This window comes from Oscillibacter sp. ER4 (assembly GCF_000765235.1).
Lineage (GTDB): Bacteria > Bacillota > Clostridia > Oscillospirales > Oscillospiraceae > Hominicoprocola > Hominicoprocola fusiformis.
Map to the genome: position 1 here is coordinate 26,660 of NZ_JPJG01000040.1, position 15,579 is coordinate 42,238.

Annotated in this window: 20 protein-coding genes and 1 tRNA gene; 10 read left to right on the top strand and 11 right to left on the bottom strand. The window is 53.3% G+C overall.

From position 1 onward, the window contains the following. Positions 1–37: 37 nt before the first annotated feature. Together NI20_RS0106905 and NI20_RS0106910 are read right to left on the bottom strand one after the other, a co-directional pair. Positions 38–259: a FeoA family protein gene (locus tag NI20_RS0106905; RefSeq protein ID WP_033120679.1), complete on the bottom strand. Its 222-nt coding sequence runs from the start codon at positions 257–259 to the stop codon at positions 38–40. Between the two features lie 29 nt (positions 260–288). Then, complete coding sequence (locus NI20_RS0106910; RefSeq protein ID WP_033120680.1) at positions 289–501, bottom strand: FeoA family protein; 213 nt, start codon at positions 499–501, stop codon at positions 289–291. A 221-nt stretch (positions 502–722) separates the two neighbouring features. Here NI20_RS0106910 and NI20_RS0106915 point away from each other — a divergent pair, with 221 nt between their 5' ends. From NI20_RS0106915 to NI20_RS0106940, 7 genes are all read left to right on the top strand, one after another. Further along, positions 723–1,091 (top strand): metal-dependent transcriptional regulator, encoded by a 369-nt coding sequence (locus tag NI20_RS0106915; protein ID WP_033120681.1) that lies wholly within the window; start codon positions 723–725, stop codon positions 1,089–1,091. A 230-nt stretch (positions 1,092–1,321) separates the two neighbouring features. Then, positions 1,322–1,882 (top strand): RNA polymerase sigma factor, encoded by a 561-nt coding sequence (locus NI20_RS0106920; RefSeq protein ID WP_033120682.1) that lies wholly within the window; start codon positions 1,322–1,324, stop codon positions 1,880–1,882. Beyond that, entirely contained in the window at positions 1,879–2,598 is a 720-nt protein-coding gene (locus NI20_RS0106925) for a DUF4367 domain-containing protein (RefSeq protein ID WP_033120683.1), read from the top strand. Before NI20_RS0106920 ends, NI20_RS0106925 begins: the two co-directional genes overlap by 4 nt. Next, positions 2,595–2,744 carry a hypothetical protein gene (locus NI20_RS15035; protein ID WP_156108572.1) on the top strand — a complete coding sequence of 50 codons (150 nt, stop codon included), beginning with the start codon at positions 2,595–2,597 and terminating at the stop codon, positions 2,742–2,744. Before NI20_RS0106925 ends, NI20_RS15035 begins: the two co-directional genes overlap by 4 nt. Before the next feature lie 63 nt (positions 2,745–2,807). Further along, entirely contained in the window at positions 2,808–3,392 is a 585-nt protein-coding gene (locus NI20_RS0106930; RefSeq protein WP_033120684.1) for a hypothetical protein, read from the top strand. 6 nt (positions 3,393–3,398) lie between these two features. Then, the gene (locus NI20_RS0106935) at positions 3,399–3,593 is read left to right on the top strand and encodes a hypothetical protein (RefSeq protein WP_033120685.1); all 195 of its coding nucleotides are present in this window, start codon (positions 3,399–3,401) and stop codon (positions 3,591–3,593) included. Positions 3,594–3,626: 33 nt separating this feature from the next. Next, positions 3,627–4,730 (top strand): hypothetical protein, encoded by a 1,104-nt coding sequence (locus tag NI20_RS0106940; RefSeq protein WP_033120686.1) that lies wholly within the window; start codon positions 3,627–3,629, stop codon positions 4,728–4,730. Between the two features lie 76 nt (positions 4,731–4,806). On the opposite strand, the gene NI20_RS0106945 is transcribed toward NI20_RS0106940, so the two are convergent. Next, positions 4,807–6,102 (bottom strand): D-serine ammonia-lyase, encoded by a 1,296-nt coding sequence (locus NI20_RS0106945; RefSeq protein WP_033120687.1) that lies wholly within the window; start codon positions 6,100–6,102, stop codon positions 4,807–4,809. Next, entirely contained in the window at positions 6,102–7,154 is a 1,053-nt protein-coding gene (gene yvcK, locus NI20_RS0106950) for a gluconeogenesis factor YvcK family protein (protein ID WP_052084489.1), read from the bottom strand. Before yvcK ends, NI20_RS0106945 begins: the two co-directional genes overlap by 1 nt. Positions 7,155–7,394: 240 nt before the next feature. Here yvcK and NI20_RS0106955 point away from each other — a divergent pair, with 240 nt between their 5' ends. Then, complete coding sequence (locus NI20_RS0106955) at positions 7,395–7,832, top strand: PaaI family thioesterase (protein WP_052084490.1); 438 nt, start codon at positions 7,395–7,397, stop codon at positions 7,830–7,832. A gap of 13 nt (positions 7,833–7,845) precedes the next feature. After that, on the top strand, positions 7,846–8,253 hold the full coding sequence (locus NI20_RS0106960) for a DUF3783 domain-containing protein (RefSeq protein ID WP_052084491.1): 408 nt from the start codon (positions 7,846–7,848) through the stop codon (positions 8,251–8,253). A gap of 54 nt (positions 8,254–8,307) precedes the next feature. Here NI20_RS0106960 and NI20_RS15040 read toward each other — a convergent pair whose 3' ends face one another. Beyond that, positions 8,308–8,847, bottom strand: coding sequence for a hypothetical protein (locus tag NI20_RS15040; RefSeq protein ID WP_156108573.1), 540 nt, complete (start codon positions 8,845–8,847; stop codon positions 8,308–8,310). A 10-nt stretch (positions 8,848–8,857) separates the two neighbouring features. On the opposite strand from NI20_RS15040, the gene NI20_RS0106965 reads away from it, so the two are divergent. Continuing rightward, positions 8,858–8,933: transfer RNA gene (locus NI20_RS0106965), tRNA-Pro, on the top strand. Between the two features lie 368 nt (positions 8,934–9,301). Here NI20_RS0106965 and NI20_RS14560 read toward each other — a convergent pair. From NI20_RS14560 to NI20_RS0106990, 6 genes are all read right to left on the bottom strand, one after another. Further along, entirely contained in the window at positions 9,302–9,547 is a 246-nt protein-coding gene (locus NI20_RS14560; protein ID WP_369699406.1) for a DUF2188 domain-containing protein, read from the bottom strand. Beyond that, positions 9,544–9,819, bottom strand: coding sequence for a DUF3892 domain-containing protein (locus tag NI20_RS0106970; protein WP_033120688.1), 276 nt, complete (start codon positions 9,817–9,819; stop codon positions 9,544–9,546). The genes NI20_RS14560 and NI20_RS0106970 overlap by 4 nt, the downstream gene beginning before the upstream one ends. Positions 9,820–10,125: 306 nt before the next feature. Next, the gene (locus NI20_RS0106975; protein WP_033120689.1) at positions 10,126–12,402 is read right to left on the bottom strand and encodes a S8 family peptidase; all 2,277 of its coding nucleotides are present in this window, start codon (positions 12,400–12,402) and stop codon (positions 10,126–10,128) included. Next, positions 12,395–13,444, bottom strand: a complete 1,050-nt coding sequence (locus NI20_RS0106980; RefSeq protein ID WP_033120690.1) for an ATP-binding protein — start codon at positions 13,442–13,444, stop codon at positions 12,395–12,397. Before NI20_RS0106980 ends, NI20_RS0106975 begins: the two co-directional genes overlap by 8 nt. Before the next feature lie 156 nt (positions 13,445–13,600). Then, entirely contained in the window at positions 13,601–15,079 is a 1,479-nt protein-coding gene (locus NI20_RS0106985; protein ID WP_052084492.1) for a site-specific integrase, read from the bottom strand. Beyond that, a partial coding sequence (locus tag NI20_RS0106990; protein ID WP_033120699.1) for a site-specific integrase occupies positions 15,043–15,579 on the bottom strand: 537 nt, incomplete at its 5' end. The genes NI20_RS0106985 and NI20_RS0106990, both read right to left, overlap by 37 nt.

Genomic DNA, 15,579 nt, shown 5'->3' on the forward strand with positions numbered 1-15,579 from the left:
CTTCTTGTTAAGTTTCCTTAACTTATGTAGAAATTAATTATTCAACTTCGATCATTTCGGTGTCCGCCTTACGCAGCGACAGCTCGTAGCCGCGCACGGTGACCTCCATCGGGTCGCCCAGGGGCGCGACCTTGCGCACGAACACCTCAGTGCCTTTGGTGATGCCCATATCCATGATACGGCGCTTGACGGGGCCCTCGCCATGGAGCTTGACGACTTTGACGGTCTCGCCGATCTTGACTTCACGCAGTGTTTTCATAATCTCTCTCCTTTTATTTGAAAAATTGCTCAAACCATGATTTTTCTTGCCATTTCTTCACTAATGGCAACGCGGGCTTCCTTGACCTTGACGATCACGTTCCCGCCGAGCGACGACACGATGCTCACCGTGCCCCCGGCCACAAAGCCGAGATCTTCGAGATGCTTTTTGACTTCAGCACTCCCGCCGACTTTGAGGATGGTATTTTCTTCTCCGGCATTCGCCAGTGTAAGCGGCATCATTATTTATCCCTCCGCATGCTGTTGGTCTGGCACTTTTCTCATCGCGGCGATCCGCAATTCGCCGGCGCAAAGTTAGTGTCGTTTAACTTTCGCCCGTAAGTTTAATCTCTCTAACCCATTTTGTCAAGAGGTTTTGTGAACATTTTTTTAATGCTTGCAATTTTGGTTAGAGCATGTTAATCTGTGATTGACCTTTAACAATGAAGTTGGTGAAACCGCACATGAAAATCCAAAAGGCATCTGAAGATTATCTCGAATCCATGCTGATGATGAAAGAACAGCACGGCTATATCCGTTCGGTCGACGTGGCCGACCATCTGGGCGTGACGAAGCCCAGCGTCACCTACGCGACCAAGCGCCTGCGCGAAAACGGATATATCGAGATGGACCGCGACGGCCTCATCACGCTGACAGACCGCGGCATGGCGATCGCAGCAAAGATGCTCGACCGCCACCACACGCTCACAAAATTTTTCATCGCCCTCGGCGTGGACGAAAAGACCGCTGAGGAGGATGCGTGCAAGATCGAGCACGACATCAGCCAGCAGACATACGACGCGATCTGCGAGCACGCAAGGCTGCACCTTTAAATGCAGGATCAACGGCCCCGTACCGAAAAGGTGCGGGGCCGTTTTCTTATATTTATAATATAATTTTGTCGATATCTTCCCTTTTTCTCCCGCCGCGCAGGAACAAATCCTCTGTTTTTTACGTCAAAAAGGAAAAATAAAAAAATTTTACGGTTTCGTGAAGCATTTTGCCGGAAATTGCGTCTATTCAAGTAGAAACACTTTTTCACGAGGAAAGGAGGCGCTGCACGATGGAAGACGCGCAGATCATCGAGCTGTTCTTTGCGCGCTCGGAGGATGCCATCAGCGAGCTGGACAAGAAATACGGCAAGCTCTGCCACAAGCTCGCGGACAACATCCTTGCAAGCGCGCAGGATGCGGAGGAGTGCGTGAACGATGCGTACTTAAGCACCTGGAACGCGATCCCGCCGCAGCGTCCGGAATCGCTTCCGGCGTTTGTCGGCACGCTCGTCCGCCGCTGTTCGATCACGCGCTATCGTGCCAACACGGCAATGAAACGAAACAGCCATTACGATATGTGCATGGAGGAGCTTGAAACGTTCCTCGCTTCGCCCCAGCAGGCGATGGAGGAGCACTATGCGGCCAGAGAGCTCGCCGCCGCAATCGAGCGCTTTCTTGACACGCAGAGCAAGGAAAACCGTGTGCTCTTCATGCGCCGCTACTGGTACGCCGACAGCTTTGCCGAGATCGGCAAGCTCCTCGGCATCACCGAGGGCAACGCCCGCCTGCGCCTGACGCGTATGCGCAAGCAGCTCAAGACCTATCTGACCGAACAGGAGGTGCTGGTATGACACCCGAGCTTTTTTCCGACGCCATGAACGAGATCGGCGCGAAATACGTCGAAGAGGCCCTGACCTACAAGCGCCCCGCGCAGCGGAGCTTCTGGAGCAAGCTCGCCAAGCGAGCGGCCATGGTCGCTCTGGTCGCTCTGCTCGCGCTCAGCGGCTTTGCCGCCGCCAGTCCCGCCGCGCGGGCCGCTATGATCCACTGGGTGGAAACGTGGACGGGCTCGCAAGTCTCCTATGAATACGCGGGCGACGCCCCCACCGGCGAGCTGCCGTTCTACACGATCACCGCTCTGCCGGACGGTTACACGCTGGACGAAGATATGAGCTACGAGGACTCCGGCTTCCGTCAGCTCTGCTATCAAAGCGGCGACGACCTCATCCTTTTCAGCTATATCTACATGCAGGACGATTCGTTCAGCTATTACGACATGGGTGAGGACACCCAAATCTCCGAGATCACCGTCAACGGCTGCAAGGGCAAGTTTTTCCTTGCGAGCGATGAGTCGCTGTGGAGCACGCTTGAATGGATCGACGAGGAGAGCAATCTCCACTTCTCGCTCGACGCCAGCGGCGATGAAGCCGTCCTGCGCGCTCTGGCCGAGAGCGTGGCGGTCACGGAGAAGACCGTCGATCTTTCCGACGGCGATGAAGACGAGAATATTCTCACCTTTGATGACATAGAGGGGGGAAAGCTCCCCGACGAGGAGGCGAAACCGTGAACGACTATCTTGTGTGGGTGGATACCTCCACTAAAATCGCCTCGTTCCATGAGGTCGAGGCAAGCGACCTGCTGCACTTTGAGCAGTACGAAAACTTTATGAACTACCTTGCCTCCCTTACCGCGCAGGGATACCGCTTCCAGTGAGCGTGACCGTATTTCAAATTGAGAGAGAAATAAAAAGCGAGAGAACAAGAGAGGAGAACCGCCATGATGGAAAATAATTCGACACCAAGCCCTGACCCCGTCCCCGAAGCCTCCCCCATTGCCGTTCCCGTCCCCGCAGAAAGCGCTGTCACTCCCCCGCCCGCGCCGCCGGTCATCCCCCTGCGCGAGAGGCCAAACGCGCCGCTGCTGCATAAGGGGTTCCAGAACCTCTTCCGCCTCGGCATCGCCAATACTGTCATCAACCTCCTGAACAACACCTTCAAGCTCGGTGACAAGATCCCGGCGCTCGGCATCGTGCTGAGTGCGATGTCGTTTGCGGTCAGCGATCTCGCGCTCGTTGTGCTCTGGAAGCTGAGCGCGGCCGTCCCCCGCTTCCGCAAGGCCGTGTACTTTAATCTTCTGCCGCTGATCGCGCTGCCGTTCGTTGCGCTTCTCGATGCGCCAAGCGTACAGGAGTGGATAACGGCATCGGACGTCTCCGCGATTCTGGTCGTTCTGATCATTCTGCTGGGATTGATCTTCCTGTTTGCCACACTTGCGGCGTACCACCAGCTCACCGCCTGCGCCGAAGCGTTTGACGGCGCGGATGACGAGATGGCCGCCAAATGGCGCAAGCTCTGCTCCTGACAGGTCGTGATCATCGGCTGCTTCGGTGCATTCCTTACCCTGCTCCTGCTTTTGGGTCTGTCGTCGGCTTCCTTCTTCTATTTTTACAACGGCGGCATGATCGTCCTGCTGCTGCTCATCCTCGCCATTGCCATCGCTCTGGGCGTGGTCGAGATCATAGAGCTCGTGTACCTCAACCGCAGCGCCAAGCTGTACAAGTAAGCGTCAACATCACAAAGCGGAAAGGAGCATGTTATGTCTACCATCAACAAGACTTTTCTGCGCGTCCTGTTCGCCATCGCCTGCTGCATCGCGCTCGCGTTCAGTCTGCTGCCGCAGGCCGAGGCCGCAATGCGCGCCGGCGTCGTCACCGGCAAGGTGACGCTCAACGGCCAGGTCATCGACAACAAGAACGCCAAGTACCCGCTGCTGACCTATAGCAACATCACTTACTTTCCCATGACGTATCAATTAAGCCGTTTCATGGGCGTGGAGACCGACTGGAACAATACCGCCAAGTCGCTCAACATCACCGCAGGCGGCGCGCAGAGCGCCTATGTTGCCGAGACTGGCAAGGCGCAGCGCGGCAGTGTCGCCGTCACACTGGCAAGCTACAAGATCAGCGTCAACGGCGCACAGATCAATAACAAGGAAGAAAAGTATCCCATTTTCAACTACAGCGGCATCACCTATTTTCCGCTCACCTGGGCCTACGCGGTCGACGCCTTCGGCTGGAGCTACCAGTGGGACGCTGAAAACGGTCTGCGTATTGACACGACCACCGCTCCCGCCCGCCTGCCGACCGATCCCGACACTGGCAACGCCGCGCTCGATAAGGCGCTCACGATCCTCAATAACAGCTACCTCGCGGGCGGCAAATACCGCGGCACGCTCGAAGGCGGCGGCAAAAAGGCGAGCTTCGACGCCGCGCTCGACGTCACCAACCGCACAGGCGCCATCGACGTAACGCTCACTGCCGAGCCGTTCCCGTTCTTTGACAGCGGCGTCAGCTATACCGGCACCTACATGATGCAGTACGGCGGCCTTGCCATCACCCCGTTCATCAGCTACAGCGGCATCGGCGCCTCCCCCGCCGAATCGGGTGCCTCTTCCGAACCGTTCTACATCGGCAAGTGCTTTGTCACCTGCCAGTTCACCGGCACGCGCAGCAAGCGCATCACAGACTTCAAACGCACCGCCGCTGCGGGCAGCTTGGAGACCTGGACGCTGAATGTCTTCTACAAAGATGACGGCTTCACCGATCACACCATCGAGCTCAGCGTCGACACAGCCAAGAGCGCCGTAACGCAGATCGTGATCCGCACGGCGAACTATACCCTGACGATGACGCCCGCGTAACGGGGTTCCCCTCCCCGCCGCGGCGCAAAAAAGAAGGACTTCACGCAATGCGTGAAGTCCTTCTTTTTATCTCTTTTCAGTTTGCGAGGTACTTCTCGCGTTCGCCTTCCGGCACGAGCGCGCCGCCCGTCGCCCAGACGATGTGCGCGGCATTCTCCCAGTGCGCGCTAAGGCCGCTGCTTTCGAGATAATCCGTCATCTTGGACAGCTCCACCGCACTGGCAAAGCCCGCGCAGGCGGACGGCTCGACAAAAAGGCCCTCCATCTCGTGCAGGGCGTGGAGGTCGTTGAACAAACGCTCGTCCGACACCGTGAAACCGCCGCTAACGATCGCCTTGACCGTCTCCCCCACGAAGCCCGAGGGGCGGCTGACGGCGAGTCCGTCCGCCGCGGTGCGGCCCGTCAGGCCAATATCCTGCACGCAGATCGCATTCTGTAAGCCACTGGCGAGGCCGAGCAGCATGCACGGCGCTTCCACTGGCTCAGCGAAGTAGACGTGTGCCGCGTCGCCGAACTCCTGCTTCAAGCCAAAGCAGATACCGCCCGGCGCGCCGCCGACGCCGCAGGGAATGTAAACGAGCAGTGGGTGCTCCTCGTCGACCGCGATGTTCTGCTCAGCGAGCTGCGCCTTGAGCCGCCGCGCAGCCACAGCGTAGCCGAGGAAGAGGTCGACAGAGTTTTCATCGTCGATAAAATAGCTTCTCGGGTCCTCCGCCGCGCGCTCGCGGCCCTTCTGCACGGCGTAGGAGTAGTCCGCGCCGTATTCGAGCACCGTTACGCCCTTTGCGCGCAGCAGGTCCTTTTTCCACTGCCGCGCGTCCGCGCTCATGTGGACCGTGACCCTGTAGCCGAGCGCCGCGCCCATGATGCCGATGCTCAGCCCCAGATTGCCCGTCGAACCGACGTGCAGCTCATACTGCGAGAAAAAGTCGCGGAACGCGCGCGTGGCAAACACGCTGTAGTCGTCGCGCGTTTCGACCAACCGGTTCGCAAGCGCTAAGTTCTCCGTGTGCTTGAGCACCGCGTAGCAACCGCCGCGCGCCTTAACGCTGCCCGCGACGGGCAGGTCGCTGTCGCGCTTCAAGAAGAGCTTGCCTGCGAGCTGCGCACCTTCATTTTCGTTGAGCCATGCGCGCATATGCTCGATCTCCGTCAGCGGCGATTCGATGAGGCCACGATCAGCCGCGGTCTCGGGAAATACCTTCTTGATGAACGGAGCAAAGCGCTCCAGCCGCGCCTCGGCGTCATCGACATCCGCACGCGTGAGCGGCAGCGCGGCGAGCGCGGTTTCCGCGCTCCCGACATTCGGGTTCATCCAGGCGCTCTCATGGCGCAGCTGCAATTCCCTGACAAATTCCTTACTGTTGAGCATTATTTCCACTCCTGTTCTTCCGTAATGTACTGCTGGGTGCCGCGGTAGATGCGCACCGTGCGCTCGCGATACAGCTCCATGACCGCCCGCGCCAGAAGCTCAGGGTCATGGCGGGCGTAGCCTCCCTGCGCCGAGAGCAGCGGGTATTCCGCGAGCGCGATTCCCAGCGCCGCAATGCGCTCGCGGTCGATGCGCAGCAGCTCCGCGTCCTCTTCACTGTATCGCGCGGCGAGCCCGCGCGGGATGGGCGCGTTGTTGGCAAGGCAGAGGTCGACGATCCCCTCCCGCCCGTGACGTTGCAGGGCTTCCAGATGGTCGGCGGCGGTGTAGCCCTCGGTCTCGCCGTCCTGCGTCATAATGTTGCAGATGTAAAACTTCTGCGCGTGCGACGCGCGGATCGTGTCGGCCACGCCGTCGACGAGCAGGTTCGGGATCACGCTCGTATAAAGGCTGCCTGGGCCGAGCAGAATGAGGTCGGCCTCTGAAATGGCATGGAGCGCATCGGGCAGCGCCTTTGGGCGCTCCGGCACGAGCGAAACATGGTGGATACGGCAGTCCTGCTGCTTTTTCGCGTTGAAGATGTGCGATTCGCCCACAACGCGCGCGCCGTTTTCAAACACGGCCTCGAGCTGTACATCCGCGTTCGTCACCGGCAGCACGCGGCCCGAGATCGCCAATACCTGTCCCATCATGGCGACGGCCTCTTCAAAGCTCCCCGCCATGCCGTTGAGCGCCGCAAGCAGCAGGTTTCCGAACGACTGCCCCTTGAGCTGTCCCTCGGGAAAGCGATAGCCGAGAAGCTGCTCCATCACAGGCTCGGTGTTCGCGAGCGCCTGCATACATTGCCGCACGTCGCCCGGCGGCAGAATACCCATTTCACGGCGCAGCACGCCGCTCCCGCCGCCGTCGTCCGCCACCGTGACGATGGCCGTTAAGCGGTCTGTATATTTTTTCAATCCCCGCAGCATCGTCGACAGGCCCGTGCCGCCGCCGATGGCGGCGATCTTCGGCCCCGCGGCGCAGCGGGAGGACGCACTACTCTCATATACCATAGGGATTTCCCCTTCAAGCGCATATTTTTCTATGGTAAAGGTAGTATAGCAGGCTTTCACGCAAAATGGAAGTGGGCAAGCGATACAAGTTTTTTCATTTTTTGCACTCAAAATGATAATGTTATACAAAACTCGTATTCTTCTGTCGATTTTTACTGATTCGATGTTTTCACCGCATTGTTGCTTTTATCGCCGCACTGTGGTAGGATACGACAGTAACAATGTCAAAGGAGCACTTTCATGGAACAGCTCACAGCCGCCCAGCAGGCGGCGGAATTGAACAAGAAGAATCTTTTTGCCACCTATAATCACATTGAAGCGGAATTTGTCGAGCCCGACCACGCGATCTTCAAGCTTGAGATCCGCCCCGAGAGCAAGAATCCCTACGGTATCGTGCACGGCGGCGCGATCTACACGATGGCCGACAACGCCACGGGCTACGCCGCCCACACGGATGGTCGATCCTACGTGACGCAGGGCAGCTCGATGCATTTTCTCCGCAACCAGTCGGAGGGCGTCGTGCGCGCGGACGCCAAAGTCCGCCACCGCGGCAGAACGACCTGCCTTGTCAACGTGGACATTTTAGGTGAGGGCGGCAAGCTCCTCGCCACGGGCGAGTTCACCTATTTCTGCATCGACCCCGATATCATGGCACAGAAGGCCGCGCAGCACCGCTGAGGAGGGTTTGACCATGGCATGTGCACTGCTTTACAATTTTAAGGACGCCGCACGGCTGCAAAAGGTCCGCTTCGCGCTCTTCAAGCTCGGTGTGAGCGGGCGCGTCGTCGCGCCGGAGGAGCTTTCGCAGCCAATCGGCTATCTCTGCGATCTTGAGGGCTTCTCCCCTGTCGAGGAAACCGGCGAGGGCGGCTTTTCCGACGAGATGCTCGTGCTCTGCGGTCTTTCCGGTCCGCAGCTCAACGCGTTGCTCTCGTCTCTTCGCCGTAGCCGCGTGGTCGTCGCGCTCAAGGCCGTCGTCACCGAGGACAATGCCGCGTGGAGTTCGCTCCAGCTGCACGACGAGCTCCGTCAGGAACACGAGGCGATGAAGGGCACGCGCCCCAAGGATGCCGAAAAACGCTCCGCGCACCGCAAATAACCCTTGCAACCGCGCAGAGCAGGCGGTATAATAATAGGGCTTCGAATCGAAGCCCTATTCAAGTATCAATAGTATCCGGGTATAGCGAAGTTGGTATCGCGCCTGGTTTGGGACATAGTAGGACTTTGTTAAACCCATTTTTTGAAAGTGCCGCAAAGCCTTGCGGCACAAGGGTTTGCGTGTTTTTGTTTTTCTAAAATTTGCACATTTTTGAAGCCAACCCACAATTTTGACCATAATGAGAAATGCTTTACGAAACCGCTCCAAAATGCTATAATATAATGGGGTTTTATTGAATATCGGGGTGTTGCGCAGTTGGTAGCGCGCCTGCTTTGGGAATACACGCGGATGCTCTGAAAAAACTAAATAACCGGGTGTAGCGCAGTTGGTAGCGCGCCTGCTTTGGGAGCGATTCTCCGTGTATCCTCGATGGGAACAGCCAAAGCCCGGAACCCCTTGCAGCACGGTCGTTTGCGGGTTTTTCCCCAACAGCAAAACCGGGGCAAAAAACGGATTTGACCACATTTGACCACATAAATGACCACAGACAGGAAAAACTTTGATTTTCGCCCTGACCGTGGTATAATAACTCAAAACTGAATATCCGGGTGTAGCGCAGTTGGTAGCGCACGTGATTTGGGTTCACGGGGCCGAGCGTTCGAATCGCTCCACTCGGACCAAAGCCCTCTGAAATCGGTTGATTTCAGAGGGCTTTTCTTTGTTTATTGCGACGCAGACTACGCAAGTATATTGTAAATAATTTTGTCATCATTATCTAATTCAATCTTGAATGGAATAACTGATAGTAAACTGTGCTGAGAGCGCCGAGTACATCATAATGAAGCCGACTCGATCATATCAAATTTAAGGGTGTCGATCCTTTTATCCCACCTCGGGAGGTTTTTATTTATTGTCTTTCGTCTTGTTTATACTATTCCTTACCAACTGCCAGCGGAGGTTGCTACAGTTTTGAGACGGCTCAAACGGGCTTATTGCGGCTAACAAAGGCGCTGTCATGTGTACCAGCCATGACAGCGCCTTTGTTCAGTTATCCTCTCGGGGGAAACGGATCGTTGCCATATGAGTGTTTCGCCCTGATCCGTCCATCTGTGCCATGAATTAGGCGCTCAGACTTTTGATTAATGGCAATGGTGCGAGCAATAGTCGCGGCTTCTGCCTGCGTTGATGTACGCTTGGTCGCTCTTGCATTGCCGGCTCCTTTTACTTGCCACCCTCCACCGGGATGTGGTACAACATGTTGGTTTTTACCCACGATATCCACCTCCGCAATCATTCACGCGGAAGACTGAGGAGGTTGTCATGCTCGGAATCATTGGATGCAGAGCGGACATACTTTTCTCCTCTGACGCTTGTGGCCGGTACAACATTAGGGTAAGGATAGATTTTTACTTGAATAGATCCAGGGTACTTCTTCAGATGATCGTGGATGATAGCTTTCTTGAAAAAGCCCGGATTGTCGCAGCCCTCGATATAGATTTCATCGATTTCGAGAACCGACCGGGAGTAATAGCAGCCCTGCTGCATCTTGATTTTTGTGGCGTACATAAAGCACACTCCTTTCTGCCGTATAGGACGGCGCCATATATACAAACAGAAAAAGCTTGGCTTGTGCCTTAACACTTTGCTATACGCAAAATATACTGGCTTGTCAGAAAACCAGAACCATGGTACAATAGCCGTGTTCCAAGCGGTGTTGTATCAGTTTTGGCTGATCCGACGTCAAGCGAAGGGAGTGGCATTTTACGACTGGTACTCGTGAGGTGCCACTTTTCTTTTTCTGATATGCATTTTCCTAGGAACTACCGTTGAATACACCATCGAAAGTGCGAAATACAACAGTTTTCTCTGGAATCATTCAAATTTGATTTCTTCTTCAGCGTGCTGGTAAATATCAAGCTGATTCTGGACATCAAGCTTAGTGACCAGCCAACCACGCGCCATGCAGAGTTTTTTGAAATCCTCTATGCGGTTTACCCCGTTCATCTCTTTCAAGGTAATAACGACGCCAAAAGGCAAGGACTTTTTACTCTGTGGTTGCATTCGTTCCTTGGTTTTAATGCTCAATCCCCAAAGACCTGAATCATATGCTTTCCTCGGAACCGATCTGGTTTTCAGCACATCGCTGATATGTTTCACATTATCCCATTTCCGATACAACTTCCGGGCATTTTCTTCATAAATAACACGCAACCCTTCTTCCGCTTGAGAGTTATTATTTATGGACTTAATAACAGCTCGGCCCTTACTTGTATTAAGGCGACCAAAATGCAAGTCCATTTCTGTGCTTGTGTAATCGACACCTTGATTGCGATCGCAGAACGGGAAATATGCCAGAGTCGCTCGTGCGTAGTAGGGGTGGGCATCCTTTACTACAGGAACAGGAAGATTATAGGTATATGCCTCGTATGCCTCTGCAGTTCCGCTCAAGATGAACCTAATCTCATCGTCTGCACTCTGGATTATTTCTGAAATATGAATCGGAACAACACCATAGCCAATCGTATTCGACGGATCATCCTTCCTACTCCACCCTGCTGCTGCATCAATGATAAGTGCTTTTGCAACCTCACGGCTCAAGCCCATAACACAAATCAAATAGGCCATTTTCCGCGTAATCCACGGCGCCGCCAAAGAGGTACCGGAGGCGTAAATTGCACCATTTGAATCGCGACATACGGCAATACGATCATAGTATTGCGGGCCATCTCCACCATAATAACTGACATCAGGCTTGTGAAAGAATGAAAGAACAGGTCCAACGCGCGTATACGATGCCGGTTTTTTGTTAAAAGCAACAGAATTTACAACCAAGGAATTCAGAGAATCAGCCGGAGATCCAATTCTCATTTTTTCTTTCTTTTCCTCTTTAGGTCGATTGGTTCCAGCTACTACAAAAAGCACGTCATACTCACTTTGGATGCGATCCAACTCAGCTGCTTCAGGAGATATAAAGCTTGGATTTACCTCTTTCGTAGATCCAAGAGACAAGTTCCACACTTTAATATCACGATTGGTGGCCACAATATCTCGAATCAACCTAAGGATAGAAAATGAACTAAATGGTCCATTTGTCGCAACGCCAAAATGACGCACACGGAATCGACCACATCCGTCATCAAGCTCAGGGTTTCCTCTTGGTCCATCCACAATAATTGAAGTAACCTCTGTACCGTGGTAATAATCAGATTTTTGAAGTGGAATATCCGGGTCAAGCATATTGTGGTACTCAACCCACTCGTTGAAATAAACCTCTGTGTTAAACTGAGTGTCAATAACACCTACCACAGGCTCATTTTGCGGCGAAGGGATAATGTCGTTGCTTTTGAACGACGCTGTGTCCGCCTCGAAAATTATATCATCTTTGGTAAGTTCGGACATGTCGACAACATTCATTGCAATCAAGTACGATGCGTTATTCAAAAGGAGGCGTATCTCATCTTTTGTCAATCGAATGGTTGTCTCATCTATGATGCGATCATCGTAGATATTAATACCAAACTTTGCCAGAAGAGCCTTTGTTTCAACCCGTGTCTTATAAATGGTAACGATTGACTCTTCGAGAATATCATCGTTTACCCGATCGATGTTAAAGGACTCCACATAGTGGCAGTCCAACACGACACCCAAGAAAGAGGTTCTTTTTATAATTTCTTGAAACACATAATCCTTTTCTACAGCAATTCGTTCGGTGTCTGTTGCAGTAATCTCTCCAGCATATCCAGCATCAATGACATCTGCTGCACTCCCAAGATACTCAACAGCTCTCTCTATCGCACGTAATGAGACATAATGAGTAAAAACATGCTTCTGTATTTCTTTGCCCTCTCCATCAATGTCCCACGCAAACTTTGCGCCTCGGATAGAGTCAGCCGGCATTTTTCCGCCATCTGCCAGCAAGATTCGAATGCGATTACTCTTAGCGACAACATGCTTATAATGCACGCTGACAAGGGCACCTGCAATTTCTCTGTGCTCTTTCCAATACTTCAAAATTTCTTTAAGTTGATTCTGAAGTGAGCGAACATGGGCGCTTGAAACTGTTTTTCCTTTGGGCAACACAGGGGGACCGAAAGCCTGTGTATTAGACCTTTGTTCAAACCGACCTTTCAACAGGAGAATATCATTCACATGATTCGCCTCCTTTTAGTTCGCGAGCAACGCTGCTTTTTGACCTTTTGGTTAAAATTTCAATTTCTCGAACTGTAAAGTCCTGTGCCTGAAGTTCTTGCAAATTTTCTGCCTTAGATCCTGTCACGGCATAATATAGTCTTCTAAAGTAATCTTGGCCATCATTTGGGTCACTGAAGGCGATTGAGGTTTTGATTATATTTTTTAGCTCACCTGGAAATGGCATAGGTTTAAGCAATCCGACTATTTTGCGGAACAAGCGTACATCACGGCTTGCAAGCCTGAACTTAACAAGATAGCGATCCAGCATTTTTTCCGCAATTTCTATCAAATCCTTGTTGGAATAGCGATTAAAATCAATTATAGAATCAAACCTTCGAGAAAGTGCTTTATCAAAATGTTGGTACAAATTAGTTGTCGCAACCAGAATCATCTTCTCGCTCATTTGATCAAAGCCTTTTAGTAACGCAGAAGTAGCCCGGCCCATTTCTCGGATATCATTCGGGTTCGTTCGGTCAAGTGCAATGGCATCGATTTCATCAAACAGTACAATCACACGATCTGGCTGAGGAAAGCTATTAATTTCTTTAAAAAGCGTTGATATGTTTTTCTGTGTTTGGCCTAACTTGCTATCAATGACAGAAGAGAAATCAACCATGAATATTTCACGTTCAAGTATTCTGGCGAGCTGTTTAACAGCTTCTGTCTTTCCTGTGCCTGGTGCACCTTGGAACAGAAACTTATGAATACCAATATTATGAGCGATGGCGTTAACGACACCCAGCAAATCTTGCATGATGCTATCCGGAAGCAGCAACATATCCTCTTTGGACTCAATTTTTTCAAAAAATGTTGAGTCGTAATCTTCCATTTGGGGAACAAAAGTGTTTACATTGGAAAGAAGTGAGACGATATATTCTGCAAGTTGGGAATCACCCGTTGCGTCAAATTCCTTCGCGATTTCAAGTGCTTCATTTCTAAATCCATCGTCGTTCTTCTCGGCGTAATATCGAATCAAGCTAATAACATTCTTTTTTTTCATGAAACACACTCCCTTCCTTTATACAGTGTCCCATTTCAATCTTATTGTATACTTGCGGGACAATTTTGTCAATACTGGGACAAAAATATTTTTCTTCACTTGACATAAATAGACCGAAATGATACCCAAAAAAGGATTTCCATTCCCCTTTTTCTACTACTTACCACCCATCGGTTCCTGGGCTGGCAACGTGCCCTCCGCCTTTTGCCGCTTCAGCTCCGCCAGCTCAGATTTCATCTCCACAATCAGTACCTTGAGCTTCTCCTCGCACTCCTCGCGGGTATGGGCGTAGACATTGCGGGAGTGCTTCTTGCCGTCAATCCACATGGGTGAGTAGCGCCCCTCCCACAGGCTTGGCCCTTTGGATGAGATACACCCGGTACCTGCCCTGCGGCGGCTGGGCAGGACAGGCTTGAAATCGCTCATTCTCGGCTTATCCGGCTGGCCGGGGGTGGTTTCCTGGCCTGGTGCTGAACCGCCCTCAGGCGGCGCTGCTTTGCCGATTCCCCGGTCAATGTTGGCGGCGGCTGTGCGCTGCATATCGTCGGTGATATGTGTGTAGATATCCAGCGTGGTTGCTGCCGACACATGGCCCAGCATGGCGGAGAGTGTTTTGACATCCATGCCGTTCTGCAAAGCCAGCGTTGCGAAGGTATGGCGGAGGTCATGAAATCTTACTTGCTTGCACCCGGCGTGTTCCAGAATAAGTTGGAGCCGATGGCGTACCACGCCGGGGGTAATCGGACAGTCCTCCTTTATCGGAGACGGGAACATCCAACGGGAGTTTACCGTTTTCTTATACTCCCGCAGCACCTCAACTACCGAAGGCGGCAGGACGATTTTGCGGATGGAGTTTTTGGTTTTCGGCTCGCTGAACTGAAGTTCTCCATTGACCTGGTAGACCTGCTTATTCACATTCAGTACGCCAGTCTCAAAGTCCAGGTCATCCCATTGGAGCGCCATCAGCTCACCACGCCGCAGGCCGGTGGACAGGTCCAGGAGGAAGAGTTCATAGTAGCCCTCAGCCTTAGCCTGAATGAGAAACCGCTGAAGCTCGTCCCGGTCCAGCACCTGCATCTCCCGTGCTTTCTTGGGCGGCAGTTTACAGCCAATGGCCGGGTTGGTGCGGATGAGCCCCTCCTGCACGGCCTTCTCCAGTGCGGTGCGGCAGGTGGCATGACACATACGCACCATCCGGTCGGACAGTCCCTCGCCAAAGCGTTCCGTGAGGGTCTTCCGGCCATTCTTTTTGAGCCGTGCGTAGAACTGCTGCAGGTCGTTCTGGGTCAGCTTGTTCAGCGGAATGTTACCAATCTCCGGAGCGATATGCAGACGGATACGGCTCTCATAACCTAACTGGGTGGTGGGGCGGATCTTGGGCTTGGAGTGGGTCTCGTACCAATACTCCAACCAGTCGCCGAACCGCATGTCCGGCTTCACCTTGTCGGACTTGATGCCGCCCAGCTCCTCTTTTAGGTTCTGAAGCTTCTCAGCACACTCCCGCTTGGTTTTAGCGAGTACGTTCTTCGTCTTGGGATAGCCCTTATCGTCGTAGCCGACGACATAGCGCCCTTCCCAGCGGCCATCCGCCCGCTGTCTTATTGTTCCTTCTCCGCCTTTTCGTTTTCTTGCCACGGTTTCAACTCCTTTCCGAACAGATCTTCCATGAAGCCGCCCACGATGCCGCTGGCCTGCCGCTGCATATCCGAAGTCACATGGGTGTAAGTGTCCAGGGTAAAGGATGCATTGGTATGGCCCAGGATACCGGACAAGGTCTTAGCGTCCACGCCGCTGGTCAGAGCGTGAGTTGCGAATGTATGTCGCAAGTCATGGAATCGGATGTCGGGGAGACCGGCCTGCTGGAGTAGTACTTTCAGTTGGCGGTATGCCGAGTCGGGATTTACCGGCAACTCCGGGCTGGTGGGATGAGGGAAGATCCATTGACTGATGGCTCGTTTCTTTCTCTGCCGCAGGAGCTCCACGATGCTCTGGGGTAGGATGATGGTGCGTGTTCCCTTGCTGGTCTTGGTGTCGCCCAGAGCGAACACGCCCATCTTTTTGCTGTGGAGGGTGCGGCACACTTTCAGCGTGCCTTTCTTCTCATCAAAGTCCTTCCACATCAGGCCGCAAATCTC